The following is a 16,845-nucleotide window of genomic DNA, read 5'->3' as shown; positions in this document are numbered from 1 at the left end:
GTTACCTCATCTCGTAGGGCTGGCCGAGCTTGCTCGGCGCGGCGCCCTTGCCGCGAACCACGACCAGCGTGATGATCGTCATGATGTAGGGAAGGGCTTGCAGGACCTGGTAAGGCACCACGATTGACGCCTGTGCCTGGAGCATCAGTTGCAGGGCATAGAAGAGGCCAAACAGCAGCGAGACGAAGAAGGCCCCCATTGGCGACCACCTCGCAAAGACCACGACGGCAAGCGCGATGAAGCCGCGCCCGGAGGTGATGCCCTCGACGAACTGGTTGGAATGACCGAGCGTCAGGAATGCGCCGCCGAGACCTGCAAGACCTGTGCCGACCATCACTGCGGCGTACCGGTAGGTCGCGACGTTGCGGCCGGCGACGTCGACGGCCTTGGGGTGTTCACCCACAGCACGCAGTGTCAGTCCGAAGGAGGTTCGATTGAGCACGAGGGTGGCGAGGATTGCGACAAGGATCGTGCTGTAGACGATGAAGTTCTGCCGGAAGAAGGCTTCTCCCAGGAAGGGCAGATCGCTGAGCCAGGGGATATGGACCGGCTGGGCGATCTCGATGCCCTTGCCGGTCGAGACATAATAGGTGCGGAACAGGAAGGCGGTGAGGCCCATGCCAAGCAGGTTGAGTGCCGCGCCTACCACGATCTGGTCTGCCTTGATGGTAATTGTGAAGAAGGCGAAAACCAGCCCGAACAGCATGCCGCCGCCGACGCCGGCAAGAAGGCCGAGCGGGATGCTGCCGGTGGCGAAGGCGGCCGCGAAACCGCAGAACGCGCCGACCAGCATCGTGCCTTCCAACCCGATGTTGAGCACCCCCGCCCGTTCGGAAAAGACCTCACCGATCGAGGCGAAGATGAGGGGCGTCGCGAGCCTCCAGGCCGCGCCCATCAGCGCCGCGAGGAAGGTGAAAAACATCATGTCGTCCATGGTTGCGGACCTCTCTTGATCATCTTCATCCCTTGCGGGGAGCGGTTTGGCTAACGCAGGCTCGTCAGCACACCGCGAAACTTGGCGAAGGCCACGACTGACAGGATGACGATGCCCTGAATGACGAGGACGAGAACCTGCGGGACCTGCGATGTAATCTGGAGGACCTCAGAGCCGGACCGTAGCATCGCGAAGAGCCCGCCCGACAGGATCGCGGCCAGGGGATTGTTGTTGGCGAGCAACGCCACGGCGATGCCTTCGAAGCCGTAGCCCGGTGAGATGTTCTGATAGAGCCGGTGGGTGACACCCGCGACCTCGAAGGCGCCGGCAAGCCCGGCCATCGCGCCGCTGATACAGATGGCGATCATCACGTTGCGGCGCACGTCCATGCCTGCATAACGCGCCGCATCCGGGTTGAGGCCGACGACGCGCAAGGCAAAACCGCGGCTGCTGCGTTGCAGGAAAATATAGAGTGCGACCGCCAGCACGATGGCGACGAGGATACCGATATGGAGGCGCATGTCCGAGACGATGCGCGGCGTCCAGGCCTCGCGCACCAGCCGGGCCGATTGCGGATAGGCGGCGCTTGCGTCCCTCATCGGCCCGGTGACGAGATAGCTCGTCAGGATGAGGGCGATGTAGTTGAGCATGATCGTGGTGACGATCTCGCTCGCCTGGAAGCGTACCTTGAGATAGCCGGCGATGCCGGCCCAGGCGGCGCCGGCCAACGCGCCCGCCAGCATGACGAGCGGGGCATGGATCCAGACAGAGAGGCCATCGATGCTGGTGCCGACGAAGGTGGCGGCGATCGCACCGACATAAAGCTGCCCCTCAGCGCCGATGTTCCAGATGCTGCACCGGAAGGCGACACAAAGCCCTGCGCCGATCAGGATGAGCGGCGTCGCCTTCAGCAGGATTTCGCCGATCGAGCGCGCATCCTGGAAGGAGCCCATGATCATCACCGTAACCACGTCGGTCCCAGTGAAGCCGTTCAGCCACAAAAGCGCCGCGCCGAACGAAAGGGCGACAAGGACCGCGGCGATCGGGGTCGCAGCGCTGATAACCGCCTGCGAGAGCGTCCGGTAGAGAGCGTGGGCTGCTTGAGGATACACGTGATCACGCGCTCCCTGGTTTACCTGTTCCATGGATCGGTCCCGATAATTGTGTGGCATTGAATGGTTCGCTGCGACCAGGCATGGCCGGTCGCAGCGAAAGGCCCGTCACTGAGTGTCTGTCTTGATCTCTCCGGCGGCGATCTTGTCGCTGATCGCTTTCACTTCAGCGCGGATGTCTTCCGGCACCGAGACCGGGCCGTCATCGCGGAAGGTGAAGGAGATGACCTTCGGGTCCTTCAGCCCGAAGACGACGTTTTGCGTGGGCGGGCTGCCTTCGTGAATTGAGCGCACAACTTCCACCACGCCCTGCGCATAATCGGCGACGTAGAGGCCGAGAATGTTGTTGGGCGCAACCTCGGTAAAGTCGCTGAAGATCGAGAAAGAGCGCACGTCCGGCCCGGATTCCGAAATCGCCTGGTAGCCGCCGACGGTGGCCCCCGAGGCGTTCGGCACGACGAAATCGGCACCCTGCGAGATCATGCTAAGCGCGGCCTCCTTGGCGGCCGTCGTATCGGTGAAGTTGCCGATATAGGCCTCGCTGATCGGGAAGTCCGGGTTCACACTCTTGGCGCCGTTTTTAAAGCCGGCGAAGGCCTGCTGGATCGGTGGAATCTCCATGCCGCCGACGAGGCCCGCTTTTTGGCCCATCTTCGCGGCGATGACGCCCATCAGGTAGAAGGGCTGGCTCGTATCGGTGTTGAGGCCGATGACATTGCCTTCATGGATACTGCTCGACGAGATCAGGAAATAGGTGTCCGGATAATCGAGTGCGACTTCGAGTGCTGCGTCCTGAAATTCAAATCCGTGGCCCAGGATTACCTTGTAGCCCTGGCTCGCGTAGTCGCGAAAGGCCTTTTCGAAGGATGCCGGATTCTGTTGCAACTCGACATAGCTGATCTTGGCGCCGAGCTGGTCTTCAACGCCCTTCAGCGCATTGTAGCCGATCCGGTTCCATCCCTCTTCCGAAACGCTACCGGGCACGAGAAGGCCCATCTTGAAGTCTTCGGCATGCGCAATGTCCGGCCGGATCATTCCGGCGAGGGCCAATCCGAAAATGGACGCAAGCAGCGAGCGACGTGAAAATGCAGTTTTCTTCATTTCATTCCTCCCATTAGATTGTCGTTTCAATCCCCCCGGAGTCGCCGATCGGTTATGCGTCCTCCTTCAAGCGGCTGTTTTCGACGCGCATGAGCGCGGTCGTCGTTTCTGAGACGAGGCGTCCCCTTGAGAAGACAAAGGCCTTATCCGGCCCGCCGGCAATCAGCGTGTCGGTGTCGAGGCAATCTGTGACCACGAAGTCGGCCCGGGCGCCTGCGCGCAGCCCATAGTCCTTGCCTAGCCCCATCAGACGGGCTGGCGCCGTGGTGATCATGCGGTGGGCCGCGGCAAGCTCGTCGCCGCGCAGGTGCCCCGCAAGCAGCGTCCAGCGGGCGATTTCGAGCATGTCGCCCGAGCCGGTCGGCACGAACGGGTCCTGGATGTTGTCCGAGGCCGTGGCGATTGTGATACCGGCGCGATGCAGTTCGGCGACCCGGGTCAGCCCGCGCGGCGGCAGCATCTCGTAATCACGCCCCTGCAGGTAGAGGTTTGCGGCCGGAAGGGTAACGACACCGACGTCGAGGGCAAGGATGCGCTCGATGATGCTTTCGAATTTCCGGCGAGGCAGGGCGCTCAAGACCGAGACATGGCTGAACACGGTGCGTCCCTGCATGCCGAAGCGCTCGACCCGGTCGAGGGCGGCCTCAATGAGGTGAACACTGGCGTTGAGGTGCTCGTCGAGATGCAGATCGACCGGCTTGCCCGCCTTGACGGCGGCCGAAAACAGGATGTCGAGATAACGTGGCGGGTCCTCGGAAACGGCCGGCGTTCCGCCGACGGCATCGGCGAGCGCCACCGCGCCGTCGATGTTTTGGCCCAGCCAGTCGAAGTCCTGGCCCGGGTGCGGCGTCATGAACGCAACGAGCTGGAGGGTGATGCGGTCTTTCGCGCCATCGCGGATGCCCGCCAGCGTCTCGATGCCGTGGAAACCGGCATCCTTGTCGACGTTGATATGGCTGCGAATGGCCGTCGTGCCGCGGGACAGGCATCGCTCAACCGTGCGCGTTGCCCGCTTGTGAATGTCGTCGGGACCAGCGGTGCGAGCATACTTGGCAAAAGCCTCGCGGGCGCCCTGGAGCGTTCCTGATGGATTGGGCGTGAACCGCAGCACGCCGGTCTTGTCGAGATGCTGGTGCGCATCGACGAAGCCCGGCGAAACCAGCATGCCGCTGATGTCGACGCAGGCGCTGCAAGAGATCGTGTTGAGAAAGGGTTCGACGACAACGAACCGCCCGTCGGCGCCCACGATGATGTCGCTGATCGATTGCGTGCCATCGTCATGGATGATGGTGCCGCCAGTGAGCGCAAAGGACTGACCGGCGGCCAGGTTTGCGAGCGACGCAATTGAATTGTCCCGTGCCATTCGTCCCCACCTTTTTGTTGTGAGGCGAAACTAAACACGCACCGTTAATTTAAACAAATTCATTATTTCAATGTTTTAATGAATAATTCGTAACAATCGGGGGCGCCTTGCCCGTTCGCTTCGCGGTCGGGGTCGCACGCCCACCTATCCAGGCCAAGACGTGCGACGTCCGATGTTCAATGTCGATATTGCGGTTCTTCCGCGTTGAGCTGTCGACGGATGGCGGCGAGATGCGCACGCGCGGAGGCGGCATCTCCCTCCCGTATCTGCCGATAAGCGGCTTCAGCGATTGCCGGATCGACGGGCCAGACCGTGCGGCCCGTGGACATCGCAAGGACCTGCACTTGCGCCGCCCGTTCGAGGTAGTAAAGGTCATCCCAGGCTTCGGCGATGGTCGGTGCGAGCACCAGCACGCCGTGATGTTTCATGAACAGGATGTCCGCATCGCCCAATGTTCCGGCAATGCGAGCGCCTTCGCGGTGATCGAGCGCAAGGCCGTTGTAATTTTCGTCGACGGCGGTGCGGCCATAAAACTTCAATGCCGTCTGCCCCGCCCAGATCAGCGGCGGACCGTCCGTCATCGACAGAGCCGTCGCATAGGGCATGTGCGTGTGGAAGACGACCTTGGCGCGCGGCAGGCGCCGGTGGATCTCGGCGTGGATGTAGAAGGCCGTAGCCTCCGGCTCGCCTTCACCCTCGACGACGGTGCCATTTAGATCGCAGATCAAGAGTTTCGAGGCGGTCAGCTCGCGGAAGGCGTAGCCATAGGGGTTGACGATGAAGAGATCGTCGTGCCCCGGGACAACTGCAGAAAAGTGGTTGCAGATGCCTTCCTCAAACCCATTGCGCGCCGCCATGCGGAAACAGGCGGCGAGCTCTTCCCTGGCGGTTCGGATGGTGTCTGTGGAAAGGTCGGGGCGGTTCGGTCGGCCGGAGGCCTCAGAATGGTCGGCACGGTCTTTCAGGGAGTGGGCCATGGGTGCTCCTGATCTGGTGTGGCTGGGAGCGGCGGCTGGCCGGGGCACGATGGTGCGCCGGACACCGCGCGCAGAAAAAGACCACAAGGCCCTCTGCGCCCTGCCTGCCCGCGCAATACGCAGTCCAGCAGCGATACCAGATAGCGCTGAATATTTTGTCCGGTCAACCACGGTACTTGCGCCGCGCCAGATGATGAATTGCTGCTTACTCCAATGGATTTGCTTCAAGCATGTCGCGCAAAAGTGTGCGCGGTTTTGCGATAACGACATGCGCAAAAACAAGAGCCTAAAGCGCAGAAAGCGAATCTGAAAGATCGCGACGCGCTTTAGTGCACGGCCTTCAGAAGGAAGTCGCGGAAGCGTCGGGCGGCAGGCGAGAGCGAGCGGGCCTGTTTCTGGATGAGGCTGACTTCGCGCCGGATGAGTGGTTCGGTTGGCGTGCGCACGATCAGCCCCATCGATGTCGCCAGCCGCACGACCGCCGAGGTCATGATCGCGACGCCGAGGCCGGCTTCGACCATGCCGATAATGGTCAACGGCAGCGCCACCTCCTGCATCGTCTTGTCGAGCGGCAGCACGATGCCGTTACGCGCCAACTCGCTTTCCAGACGGTCGCGAATGGGGTTGCCGCGTTGCGGGCCGATCAGCTTGCGCTCGGCAAGGTCGGTCCAGCGAAGCTCCGGGAGTTTCACCAGCGCATCGTCGCAATGCAGTACCACCAGGAATTCGTCAGTCGTCAGCCGGGTGCCGACCAGGTCGGTGTCTTCCTCCGGCACCGTGCCGACGCCGAGGTCGGCAGTTCCGTTGGCGACATAGTCCAGTACCGCCTTTTCGGCAACGTCATGCAGGGCGACGGTGATTTCGGGGTAGAGCTTGCTGAAGGCATTGATCAGCGGGGGCAGCAGCAGCGCGGCCTGCACGGTACCCGCCGCAATCGAGACCTTGCCCCGTCGAAGCGCGTTCAGCTCCCGCGAGCTTTCCACCATGCCCTCGATGTCCGCCACGGCGCGCGACGCGACCGGCAGGATGTCGATGCCGGCCTGGGTGAGGCGCAGGAGACGGGTATGTCGGTCGAAGAGGCGGAGATTGAGATTGGTTTCCAGTTGCCGCACCAACGTGCTGACGGCCGACTGTGATGAGCCAAGCTTGTCGGCGGCCAGCGTGAACTGCCCGAGATTGGCCACCGTGACGAAAGCCCGAAGCTGCTTCAGCGTAATGTCCATGCCGCCTCATTCATTCAGTTACTAGATGAATAAATATAATTATGCCGATTGTTTGCTGATTTGGCCAGCCGCATGATCCTCCTCGTACGGCGTGCGGTGACATAACCACGAGGCCACGAAGCCCCACCGCGCCGGAAGCTATTCGCTGGGAGGAAAGCGAATGTCCAATCCTGCAACGACGGATCCCGTCGAAAAGATGTATCCGATCCCGAGCCTTTTTGCTCTGGGCCTGCAACACGTTCTCGTCATGTATGCCGGTGCAGTTGCCGTGCCGCTCATCATCGGCAGCGCCTTGCATCTGCCGAAGGAACAGATCGCCATGCTGGTCAGCGCAGACCTGTTCTGTTGCGGTCTGGTGACCATCATCCAGGCTGTCGGCATCGGCAATGTCGGCATTCGCCTGCCGATCATGATGGGCATCGCTTTTACCGCGGTTCCCTCGATCATCGCGACGGGTACCAACCCGGAGCTCGGAATGCCCGGCGTCATCGGCGCCGTGATTGGATCCGGCGTCTTCACGCTTCTGGCAGCACCCTATTTCGGTCGATGGGTGCGGTTCTTCCCGCCGATCGTCACCGGAACGGTCATGCTGATCATCGGGCTGTCGCTGATGCGCGTCGGCGTGAACTGGGCGGCCGGCGGGCAGCCGATGATCAAGGGGCCGGACGGAATGATCCCCAACCCGGCCTACGGTGCGCCTTTCGCGCTAGCCGTCGCAACGATCGTGCTCGTCGCGATCCTGCTCATGACGCGGTATCTCAAGGGCTTCCTGTCCAATCTCGCCGTGCTGCTCGGCATCGGCGTCGGTTTCGCCATCGCGATTGCCGCCGGCAAGGTCAGCTTCAGCGGTGTGGGGGATGCCGATTGGGCCCGGATCATTCATCCGCTCGCATTCGGCTGGCCAATATTCGAGTTCTGGTCGATCTTCTCGCTCTGTGCGGTCATGACGGTGATGATGGTCGAATCGACCGGGCAGATCCTTGCGGTCGGCGACATGACGGGCCGCAAGATTTCCCAGGCGGATCTGGCGCGCGGCCTGAGGACAGATGGTGTCGGCAACATCATCGGCGGCATCCTCAACACCTTCACCTATACGACCTACGCGCAGAATGTCGGCTTGTTGCAGATCACCGGCGTCATGAGCCGCTGGGTGGTGGCGACGGGCGGCGTCATCCTGATCCTGCTCGGCTCGCTGCCCAAGGTCGCCTTCATCAGCGCATCCATCCCGAGTTATGTGGTGGGCGGTGCGGCTATCGTGATGTTCGGCATGGTTTCGGCCACCGGCGTCAAGATCCTGAGCAAGGTGGATTTCACCAACAACCGGCGCAATCTCTATATCGTGGCGGTCAGCGTCGGTCTCGCCATGGTGCCCGTGGTCGCCGACAAGATCTTCGACCAGCTGCCGCAGGCGCTCGAAAAGTTCCTGCATAGCGGTGTTCTCGTCGGCACCTTTGCCGCGGCACTTCTCAACATCCTCTTCAACGGCATTCCCGCCAAGGAGCCGGAGGAGCCTGAACTTAAGAACGCTGCGCCCGCGCCCGACGCGATTTGAAGAGCACCCGACACATGTCCGGCGGCATCGCGTCGCCGGAACCCCGCCGGAACCCCGAACGAAGGGAAATCCCATGAGACGCTTTGAATACCATCGGGCGGAAACGCTGGAGCATGCCGCTCGTCTACTCACCGAGCTCGGCGACGACAGCTTTTTGTTCGCCGGCGGTACGGACCTTCTGGTTGAGATCAGGGAGAGGCTGCGGCGCGTGCGCAATGTCGTCGATATCAAGCATATCCCCGGCCTTTCCGAAATCACCTATGACGAAACGCGGGGCCTGACCTTCGGCGCGCTGGTGACGGTCGGTCGCCTCGAGCGTCTGCCGTTGGTGGGCGCGCGCTATCCGAACCTTAGGGCCGCGTTCGCTTCGCTGGGCTCCATCCAGGTGCGCAACCGCGCCACTGTTGTCGGCAATATCTGTCGCGCCTCACCCTCGGCAGATACGATTCCGCCGCTAATCGCCGACGGGGCCTTCGTGCACATCTACAGCCGCACGAACATGCGTGTGATCCCGCTTTCGGAATTTTTTACAGGCCCTGGCAAGAGCGTGCTCGCCAAGGGCGAGATCGTCACCGGCATTACCGTGCCGCCGGCGCTCGAAAACAGCGGCAAGGCCTATCTGAAACACGGCCGCCGAAAAGCGATGGAGCTCTCCACGGTCGGCGTCGCCGTCAGCCTGACCATGGAGGATGGCGTGTGCAACGACATCCGCATCGCGCTTGGTGCCGTGGGTGCAACGGTACTGCGTGCGCGACAGGCCGAAAGCGTGCTGCGCGGCACGGCGCTCGACGCTGCAACAGTCAAGAGTGCCGCCGCGAAGGCGATGGAGGAGTGCACGCCGATCAGCAATGTGCGCGCCAGCGCCGATTACCGCCGCGACATGGTCGGCGTGCTGACCGGCCGCGCCATCAAACAGGCATTGGAGGCTTTCGCATGAAACGGATCGTCGAACTCACCATCAACGGCGAGCCGCGCGACATGGCGGTTGATCCCTGCCGCTCGCTCCTGGACGCGCTTCGCGACGACGTCGGTCTCACCGGCACCAAGAAGGGCTGCGACGTCGGCGACTGTGGCGCCTGCACCGTGCTCGTAGACGGCGAGCCGGTCAACGCCTGCTTGATGCTTGCCGTCGAAGCGGAGGGCCGCGCGATCGAGACGGTCGAGGGGCTTCAGCCGGGCGTCGATACGCTGCATCCCCTGCAGGATGCCTTCATGCGGCACGGAGCCTCGCAATGCGGCTTCTGCACACCGGGCATCCTGATGATGGCCAAGAAGCTGCTCGACGACAATCCGCGGCCCACCGACGAAGACATACGCTTCGGGCTCAGCGGCAATATCTGCCGCTGCACCGGCTACACCAAGATTTTCGACGCGATCAAATCCGCCGCGCGCGAGATGGAGGCAGCAAGATCATGAACATGACGACCCCAATCGAAAAGCGCGACTTCAAGATCGTCGGCAAGAGTGTTCGCCGCGACGACGTGCTCGAAAAAGTGACGGGCGAGGCGCAGTATACCGGCGACGTCAAACTGCCCGGCATGCTGCACGGCAAGATCAAGCGTGCGGCAATCGCCCATGCTCGCATCAAGAGCATCGATATCAGCAAGGCGCTCGCCTATCCCGGTGTCAAGGCGGTGTTGACGCATGAGACCGTGCCGCGCGTTCTGCATTACGGCTCGCCACATCCCCGTTCAGCCTCCTGCACCAAGGACCAGTATATCCTCGACGACCGTGTGCGGTTCTGGGGCGAGGGCGTCGCCGCCGTCGCCGCGATCAGCGAGGAGATCGCTGACGAGGCGCTGGACCTGATCGAAGTCGAATACGAGCCGTTGCCGGCGGTGTTCGAGCCAGAGGAGGCCGCACAGCCTGGCGCGCCACTGATCCACGAGGTCGGGCCTGGCGGTAACCTGGTGCTCGATCCGGTGCGCGTCAGCCGCGGCGATGTGGAAGCCGGTTTTGCCGAGGCGGATTTCGTGCTCGAAGGCGTCTTTTCCGGCGGGCGACCACATCCGGCCTACATGGAGCCCAATGTCTGCATTGCCGACTGGGACGGTTCGAACAAGCTCACCTTCTGGACCTCGACGCAGACCTCGTTCATGGTGCGCGGCATTCTTGCCGAAGTCCTCGGCCTGCCGCTCACCAAGGTGCGCGTCATCGTCGACCATATGGGCGGCGGCTTCGGCGCCAAGCAGGACCTCTTCCAGCACGAATTCCTCTGCGCGCTGCTCGCCAAGGAAACGCGCAGGCCGGTGAAGATGGAATTTACCCGGCACGAGACCTTCGTTGCCGGCCGCGCCCGCCATCCCTGCAAGATCTGGCTGAAACAGGGTTTCCGTAACGACGGCACCATCGTCGCGCGCGACATGAAGCTCGTCTACGACTCCGGCGCCTACGGCTCGCACGGGCCGGGAGTGACGATCGTCGGCACCACTGCTGCCACCTCGCTCTATCGCTGCGAGAATGTGCGGCTGGAGGGACGTTGCGTCTACACCAACACGCCGATCAACGGCGCCTTTCGCGGCTATGGCGTTGTGCAGAGCTACTATGCGCTCGACATCCAGATGGACGAGGCGGCCGAGCGTCTGGGCCTGGACCCGGCCGAGCTGAAGCTGAGAAACGCGGTGCGTGCGGGCGACATTGCGCCCTCCGGCCACCCGATCATCGGCCACGGGCTGGAAATGTGCATCAAGCACGGCGTCGACGTGGTCGACTGGAAAGCATTGCGCAATCGCGACCGCACGCCGGACCCGAAGCGCCCGCACATCCGCAAGGGCTGGGGCATCGGTTGCGAGATGCACGGGTCGTCTGCATACCCGGGCATCAAGGAACAGGGCAATGCCACCGTGAAGGTCAACGAGGACGGGACCGTGACCCTCCTGACCGGCGCTGCAGGCCTTGGCACCGGTGCCCATACCGCGCTGGCACAGATTGTCGCGGAGGAACTTGGCGTGCGCTTCGAGGATGTCGGCATCATCCACGGCGATACCGACGTGGTGCCGTGGGATATCGGCGCGTTTGCCAGTCACACGACCTATCTCGTCGGCACAGCTGCGAAGATGGCCGCCAGCAAGGTCCGCGCTGCTGTTCTGGAGCGGGCGGCAATGAAGCTGCAGGTTTTGCCCGCCGACGTCGATCTCAGTGAAGGAAAGGTCTTCCTGATCACGGATCCCACCAGCGTTATGACAGTGGCCGAGGCGATGGGTCCCTCGCGCGGCATTCCTGCAGCCAATATCGTTGCAAACGGTACCTATGAGCCGACCAAATCCTACTCCTTCGCCGCGCATTTCACCGAAGTGGACGTGGATACCGATACTGGCATCGTCGAGGTCAAACGTGTCGTGCCGGTGCATGACGTCGGTCGCGTCATCCACCCCATCGCCGCGCAAGGTCAGATCGAGGGCGGCATCCAGCAGGGTATCGGCCATACGCTCACTGAGGACTACGTGATCGACAAGACGACCGGCCGGTCCCTTAACGCCGGCCTCGTCGACTACAAGATGCCGCTGTCGATGGACATGCCGGAGATCGAGACGATCATCCTCGAGGCGGCCCCTGATCCGGGCGGCCCGTGGGGGGCAAAGGGCGTCGGCGAGGACCCGATCATCGCGATCGGTCCGGCCATCGCCAACGCCATCCATGACGCCATCGGCGTTCGCTTCCGCCACTATCCGATCACTCCGGAAGACATTCTGAAAGCCTTGAGGGAGAAGGGCGCATGAACATCCATATCGAAGCTGCGAACCAGCAGAAGCTCCCGATCACGATCCTGACAGGGTTCCTGGGATCGGGAAAGACGACGCTGCTCAACTATATCCTCACCGAACGGCACGGCCACCGCATCGCGGTGATCGAGAACGAATTCGGCGAGGTGGACGTCGACAGCGACCTGGTGCTTGCCTCGGACGAGGAAATTTTCCAGATGCAGAACGGCTGCATCTGCTGCTTCGTCGACGTGCGCAACGACCTGATCGACGTGATGAAGAAGCTCCTCAGCCACAAGGACAAGTTCGACCACATCATCGTCGAAACCTCCGGACTTGCCGATCCGACGCCTGTGGCCACCGCCTTCTTCGTTGACCGCACCGTCGCCGACGAGGTGGAGCTGGATGCGGTGGTGACGCTGGTGGATGCTAAACATATCGACCAGCACCTCTACGATCCGGTGCTGGACGGCAGCGACAACCAGGCGGTCAACCAGATTGTCGCGGCCGATCGGATCATCGTCAACAAGATCGACCTTGCCGGCGAAGAGGCGCTTGGTTCGCTGGAGGGCTCGCTGCGCAAGCTCAACCAGACGGCGCCGATCCTGCGGTCGAGCTACGGCGTCGTCGAACTCTCCAACATCCTCGGCATCAACGGCTTCCGGCCGTCCTATGTGCGCGACCGTGCGGAAATCCTCGACATCGACCTGGACGAAGACCACGACGCGCATCACCACATCCACGCGGACTGCCACGATCTAGCCTGCGACCACCCCGACCATGACCACCACCACCACCACCACCACCACCATGATCATGGCCATGCGCACGAGCCCGTTCGCCGCCCGCACCAGCACGACGCGACGGTGAAATCCCATTCCTTCGTCTATCCGGACCCCTTCGACCGCGAAAAGCTTGCGACCTTTCTGAAGGGCTATCTCGGTGCGCACGGCGACGACATCTTCCGTACCAAGGGCATCGTTTCGGTCGCCGATGATGATCGCTTCTTCGTCCTCCAGGCGGTGCACAAGCTGGTCGATTTCCGCCCGGACCACGCATGGGGCGAGGACAAGCGGAAGTCGAAATTCGTCTTCATCGGCCGCAATCTCGACCGTGACGGCATAGACAGAAACTTGCGTGCATGCCTGGCGACCTAGCGGCACTTCTCCCGCCGCGAACACCGCTTGCGCAAGTCCCTCTGTCTGAACCGCCCGCGCGCCCTCCAGCGCGCGGGCGGTCGCTGCCGTGGTCGAAAAAATCATTTAAAAACAATATGTTAGATTAATTTTTTTATTGACATAAAGCCCGTCCCGTGGTTTCCTCGACAGCGAGTAGAAGCACCGACAATTGCTCACCGTCTGTTGGAAGATGAGGCCGCGATGTCGATGCTCACGAAGAATGGAATACCCGTTGGTTGCAGCCGCCCTGCGGCATCCGCACCAGCTTTCCTTCCCCGTCATCGGCATTTCCTGAGATCGCGGATCCACGCCCGCTTCGGCCGGCCTGGTTCACTGCGCGGCCCCGCATCGACCGGACCCTCTACGACAGGAGAACGCAATGATAATTGACCTAAGCTGCTACCCCACCGACCTGGTGGACCTGGCTTGGCGCCACGACGGGGCGCCGTTCACCGGTGAGCGGCTGCTGCAGATGATGGACGGCCCCTATTACGTCAACGGCAAGCCGCGCCGTATCGACAAGGCCTTCATCCAACCGCCGCAGGGCAACACCATTTACACCCACGAGGTCATGGACCTGGAAGGCAAGGCCGCCATCCGCCAGTACATGGCCTATACGGAAAAGATGGTGACGGAGCATCCCGACCGTTTCCTCGGCTGCTTCGTCTACAACCCGCGCTACGGCACGGCAAATGGTGCCGAAGAGATCGAACGCTACGCCAAGGAGTTCGATTTCAAGATGGTGCAGCTCCAGGCGAACATGCACGCCTACCGCCCGGACCGCGCGCTCGATTGGTTACGGCCGGCCATGAAGAAATGCGCCGATCTCGGCCTGATGGTGAAGGTGCACACCGGCGACGGTCCCTATTCGATCCCCACGGAGTTCTACCCGATCATCCGTGAGTTCCCGGAAGTGAACTTCATCCTGGCGCATTTTGGCGTGCAGACGGGCGGCGTCTATGTGTTCGAGCCGATGCAGATGGCGCTCGACACGCCGAGCGTCTACGTGGAATCCGGCTGGTGCCTTCAGTCGCGTATCGTCGAATTCGCCAAGGTCCTGCCCAAGCACAAGATCCTCTTCGGCTCCGACACACCGCCGAACGAGCCGGGCATGTGGATCAACCTTCTGGAAGTGCTGTGCCACGAGCCGCCGCAGGGCCTCAACCTCGATGAGGATACGCTCGAAGATTATCTCGGCAACAACGTCGCCCGGATGATCGGGCTGGAAGCGACGAAACCACCGGCCACCGTCGAGGAAGCCGAGGCGTATCTGCGCCAGCACGGCGTAGCACTTGCCGCGTAAATTTGAACGGAGTGAACAATGATCATCGATACCCATCTTCACCCGACCAACCTCGTCGACGAGGCGTGGCGTCACACGGGCGAGCCCTTCACTGGCGAGCGCATGCTCAAGCTGATGGACGGCCCCTATATGATCAACGGCAAGCCGCGCCGGATCGACATGGGCTTCATCCAGCCGCCGCCGGGTAATACCGGCTACCGCGACGGCAACCGCAAGGGCCGCGACGGCATTCGCGACTACATGGCCTATTGCGCCGAGCTTTGCCAGAAATACCCGGACCGTTTCATCGGCAACTTCAACTACAACCCGCGCTGGGGACCCGAAAACGGCGCGGCGGAGCTGGAATTCCATGTCAAGGAATACGGCTTCAAGATGCTGAAGCTGCACGCCAACATGCACGGCTATCGTCCCGACCGCGCGCTCGATTGGCTGCGTCCAGCAATGAAGAAGTGCGCCGAACTCGGCGTGGTCGTGCTGATCCACACCGGCGACGGGCCCTATACGATCCCCACGATGTTCTACCCGATCATCCGCGAATTCCCGATGGTCAACTTCATCATCGGCCATTTCGGAATTCAGACGGGCGGCAACTATTCGTTCGAGTCGTTCTGGATGGCCATGGACACGCCCAATGTTTATTGCGAATCCGGCTGGTGCTTCCAGTCGCGCATCGTCGAGTTTGCCCAGCAACTGCCGAAGAACAAGATTGTCTTCGGCACGGACAGCCCACCGAACGATCCGGGCATGTGGCTGCGCGAACTCGAGGTGCTTTGCAAGGACCCGCCGCACGGCATCAACCTCTCCGAGGACGATCTGGAAGGTTATCTCGGCAACAATATTGCAAAGCTCGTCGGCATCGACCCATCGCCGCCGCCACGCGACCTGAGGGACGCCCAGGCGCGCCTGAAGGATAGTTATGCCGGTGTCGATCGTGCCACCGGCCGGCATCTGGAATTCGCCTGATTTGACGACAGCGGCGCCCTTTGGGGGCGCCGCCACCCATCCGCAGCATCGAGGCCGAGACATGACCAAGTATCACAAGCAAGACGTTCGCCGTTTCCTGGTCGACTACCGGGAAGACCATGGCCAGGACGTCATCACCATCGACCGGCCCGTCTCGGACGATCAGGACGTGACAGCGCTGATCTGGACCCTTGCCAACAAGGGCCAGCATCCGATGCTGCACCTCACGAATGTCAACGGCATCGGAGCTGAAGTGCTCTCGAACATCTTCGCCTCGCGTGACCGCATCGCCCGTCTTCTGGGCTCGACCGCCGACACCCTGCATGAAGCCTATCAGGCGCGCGCCAACCGGCCGTTCACACCTGAGCTTCTGGAAAGTGGCCCGGTCACTGACGAGATCATTTCCGGTGATGCCGTCGATCTCCACGCGCTGCCCATGCTCAAGCACTTCGACACGGACCGCGCGAAATACATCACCAGCGGTATCATCATCGGCGAGCATCCCAAGACCGGTGCCGGCAATCTCAGCTACCACCGCGCGATGATCCATTCGAAGAATTCGCTCGCGACCTCGCTGCATTCACGTGGCCATCTCTGGCGGTTGATGAACATGGCGAAGGAGAGGGGCGAGCCCATGCCGGTCGCCATGGTGATCGGCGGCCATCCGCTCTTCATGCTCGCCGCCTCTGCCCGTCTTGCCTTTGGCGAGGATGAGCGCGATGTGGCGGGCGGCCTGATGGGCGAACCCCTGCAGGTGGTCCGCACGCCGAAATATGGAATCCGCGTTCCCGCCCATGCCGAAATCGTGCTGGAAGGTGTGCTGGATCCGGAAGCCCATGTGGAAGAGGGGCCGTTCGGCGAATTCACCGGCTATTCCTCCGACCGCTCGACGAACAATCTCTTCACCGTCGAAACCATTATGCGTCGGCGTGATGCCATCCTCGTCAGCGTTGCGGGCGGCAATTCCGCCGAACACCTCAATCTCGGCCGTGTGCCGCGTGAGGCGGAGGTGGTGGAAAAGCTGAGGGCTCGCTTCCCTTCGATCACGGCAGTGCACTACCCGTCCTCGGGTACCCATTTCCATGCCTATATCGCGATGAACCAGATGCGCGAGGGCGAGGCCCGACAGGTGATGCTCGGTCTCCTCGGCTGGGACCAGTATCTCAAGACCGTCGTCGTCGTGGATGCGGATGTAGACATCACCCGCGACAGCGAAGTGCTCTGGGCGCTCGCCACCCATTTCCAGCCCCACAATGACGTCGTCATCATCGAGGGCCTGCCGGGCAATGCGCTCGATCCCTCGGCAAGCGGCATCGGCACGACCTCGCGCATGGGCCTCGATGCCACCCGCGGGCCGAATTTCCACGGCGTGCGCGCCCGCATCAGCGACGAGGCATCCGCCCGTGCTGCAGCGCTCCTCGAAAGTGTGGGGTAGGCG

At 62.2% G+C, this 16,845-nt stretch carries 14 protein-coding genes; 8 read left to right on the top strand and 6 right to left on the bottom strand.

What is annotated here, in order from left to right; all coding sequences use genetic code 11:
- Position 1 precedes the first annotated feature (1 nt).
- The 6 genes from ASD02_RS23190 to ASD02_RS23165 form a co-directional block, all read right to left on the bottom strand.
- Positions 2-934: an ABC transporter permease gene (locus ASD02_RS23190; protein WP_057221098.1), complete on the bottom strand. Its 933-nt coding sequence runs from the start codon at positions 932-934 to the stop codon at positions 2-4.
- Between the two features lie 50 nt (positions 935-984).
- Entirely contained in the window at positions 985-2,079 is a 1,095-nt protein-coding gene (locus ASD02_RS23185; RefSeq protein WP_057221097.1) for an ABC transporter permease, read from the bottom strand.
- 75 nt (positions 2,080-2,154) lie between these two features.
- Positions 2,155-3,081, bottom strand: coding sequence for a BMP family protein (locus ASD02_RS23180; protein ID WP_041693040.1), 927 nt, complete (start codon positions 3,079-3,081; stop codon positions 2,155-2,157).
- Between the two features lie 118 nt (positions 3,082-3,199).
- Positions 3,200-4,312, bottom strand: a complete 1,113-nt coding sequence (locus tag ASD02_RS23175; RefSeq protein WP_057221261.1) for an amidohydrolase family protein — start codon at positions 4,310-4,312, stop codon at positions 3,200-3,202.
- Between the two features lie 374 nt (positions 4,313-4,686).
- Entirely contained in the window at positions 4,687-5,487 is an 801-nt protein-coding gene (locus ASD02_RS23170; protein WP_057216846.1) for an aldolase, read from the bottom strand.
- Between the two features lie 326 nt (positions 5,488-5,813).
- The gene (locus tag ASD02_RS23165) at positions 5,814-6,710 is read right to left on the bottom strand and encodes a LysR substrate-binding domain-containing protein (RefSeq protein WP_057207095.1); all 897 of its coding nucleotides are present in this window, start codon (positions 6,708-6,710) and stop codon (positions 5,814-5,816) included.
- Between the two features lie 160 nt (positions 6,711-6,870).
- On the opposite strand from ASD02_RS23165, the gene ASD02_RS23160 reads away from it, so the two are divergent.
- From ASD02_RS23160 to ASD02_RS23125, 8 genes are all read left to right on the top strand, one after another.
- Entirely contained in the window at positions 6,871-8,262 is a 1,392-nt protein-coding gene (locus ASD02_RS23160; protein ID WP_057221096.1) for a nucleobase:cation symporter-2 family protein, read from the top strand.
- A gap of 73 nt (positions 8,263-8,335) precedes the next feature.
- Positions 8,336-9,199: a xanthine dehydrogenase family protein subunit M gene (locus ASD02_RS23155; RefSeq protein ID WP_057221095.1), complete on the top strand. Its 864-nt coding sequence runs from the start codon at positions 8,336-8,338 to the stop codon at positions 9,197-9,199.
- Complete coding sequence (locus ASD02_RS23150; RefSeq protein WP_025430365.1) at positions 9,196-9,678, top strand: (2Fe-2S)-binding protein; 483 nt, start codon at positions 9,196-9,198, stop codon at positions 9,676-9,678. Before ASD02_RS23155 ends, ASD02_RS23150 begins: the two co-directional genes overlap by 4 nt.
- Positions 9,675-11,981: a xanthine dehydrogenase family protein molybdopterin-binding subunit gene (locus ASD02_RS23145; protein ID WP_057221094.1), complete on the top strand. Its 2,307-nt coding sequence runs from the start codon at positions 9,675-9,677 to the stop codon at positions 11,979-11,981. Before ASD02_RS23150 ends, ASD02_RS23145 begins: the two co-directional genes overlap by 4 nt.
- The gene (locus tag ASD02_RS23140; RefSeq protein WP_057221093.1) at positions 11,978-13,120 is read left to right on the top strand and encodes a GTP-binding protein; all 1,143 of its coding nucleotides are present in this window, start codon (positions 11,978-11,980) and stop codon (positions 13,118-13,120) included. Before ASD02_RS23145 ends, ASD02_RS23140 begins: the two co-directional genes overlap by 4 nt.
- Positions 13,121-13,520: 400 nt before the next feature.
- Positions 13,521-14,444: an amidohydrolase family protein gene (locus ASD02_RS23135; RefSeq protein WP_025430362.1), complete on the top strand. Its 924-nt coding sequence runs from the start codon at positions 13,521-13,523 to the stop codon at positions 14,442-14,444.
- Between the two features lie 18 nt (positions 14,445-14,462).
- Positions 14,463-15,407 carry an amidohydrolase family protein gene (locus ASD02_RS23130; RefSeq protein ID WP_025430361.1) on the top strand — a complete coding sequence of 315 codons (945 nt, stop codon included), beginning with the start codon at positions 14,463-14,465 and terminating at the stop codon, positions 15,405-15,407.
- Positions 15,408-15,468: 61 nt separating this feature from the next.
- A complete protein-coding gene (locus ASD02_RS23125; RefSeq protein WP_057221260.1) occupies positions 15,469-16,842 on the top strand; it encodes a UbiD family decarboxylase in 1,374 nt (457 codons plus the stop codon).
- Positions 16,843-16,845: the final 3 nt, after the last annotated feature.

Origin of the sequence: Ensifer sp. Root1252 (assembly GCF_001425885.1) — a bacterium.
GTDB lineage: Bacteria > Pseudomonadota > Alphaproteobacteria > Rhizobiales > Rhizobiaceae > Ensifer > Ensifer canadensis.
The sequence above is the reverse complement of the archived record's forward strand: the minus strand, read 5'-3'. Positions and strand labels throughout refer to the sequence as shown.

Bases quoted from the DNA above. Each gene is read 5' to 3' on its own strand.
- ASD02_RS23190 (WP_057221098.1), bottom strand. From the start codon at position 934: ATGGACGACATGATGTTTTTCACCTTCCTCGCGGCGCTGATGGGCGCG.
- ASD02_RS23180 (WP_041693040.1), bottom strand. From the start codon at position 3,081: ATGATCCGGCCGGACATTGCGCATGCCGAAGACTTCAAGATGGGCCTT.
- ASD02_RS23125 (WP_057221260.1), top strand. From the start codon at position 15,469: ATGACCAAGTATCACAAGCAAGACGTTCGCCGTTTCCTGGTCGACTAC.
- ASD02_RS23165 (WP_057207095.1), bottom strand. From the start codon at position 6,710: ATGGACATTACGCTGAAGCAGCTTCGGGCTTTCGTCACGGTGGCCAAT.
- ASD02_RS23175 (WP_057221261.1), bottom strand. From the start codon at position 4,312: ATGCTGGTTTCGCCGGGCTTCGTCGATGCGCACCAGCATCTCGACAAG.
- ASD02_RS23135 (WP_025430362.1), top strand. From the start codon at position 13,521: ATGATAATTGACCTAAGCTGCTACCCCACCGACCTGGTGGACCTGGCT.
- ASD02_RS23140 (WP_057221093.1), top strand. From the start codon at position 11,978: ATGAACATCCATATCGAAGCTGCGAACCAGCAGAAGCTCCCGATCACG.
- ASD02_RS23160 (WP_057221096.1), top strand. From the start codon at position 6,871: ATGTCCAATCCTGCAACGACGGATCCCGTCGAAAAGATGTATCCGATC.
- ASD02_RS23150 (WP_025430365.1), top strand. From the start codon at position 9,196: ATGAAACGGATCGTCGAACTCACCATCAACGGCGAGCCGCGCGACATG.
- ASD02_RS23145 (WP_057221094.1), top strand. From the start codon at position 9,675: ATGAACATGACGACCCCAATCGAAAAGCGCGACTTCAAGATCGTCGGC.
- ASD02_RS23130 (WP_025430361.1), top strand. From the start codon at position 14,463: ATGATCATCGATACCCATCTTCACCCGACCAACCTCGTCGACGAGGCG.
- ASD02_RS23155 (WP_057221095.1), top strand. From the start codon at position 8,336: ATGAGACGCTTTGAATACCATCGGGCGGAAACGCTGGAGCATGCCGCT.
- ASD02_RS23185 (WP_057221097.1), bottom strand. From the start codon at position 2,079: ATGGAACAGGTAAACCAGGGAGCGCGTGATCACGTGTATCCTCAAGCA.
- ASD02_RS23170 (WP_057216846.1), bottom strand. From the start codon at position 5,487: ATGGCCCACTCCCTGAAAGACCGTGCCGACCATTCTGAGGCCTCCGGC.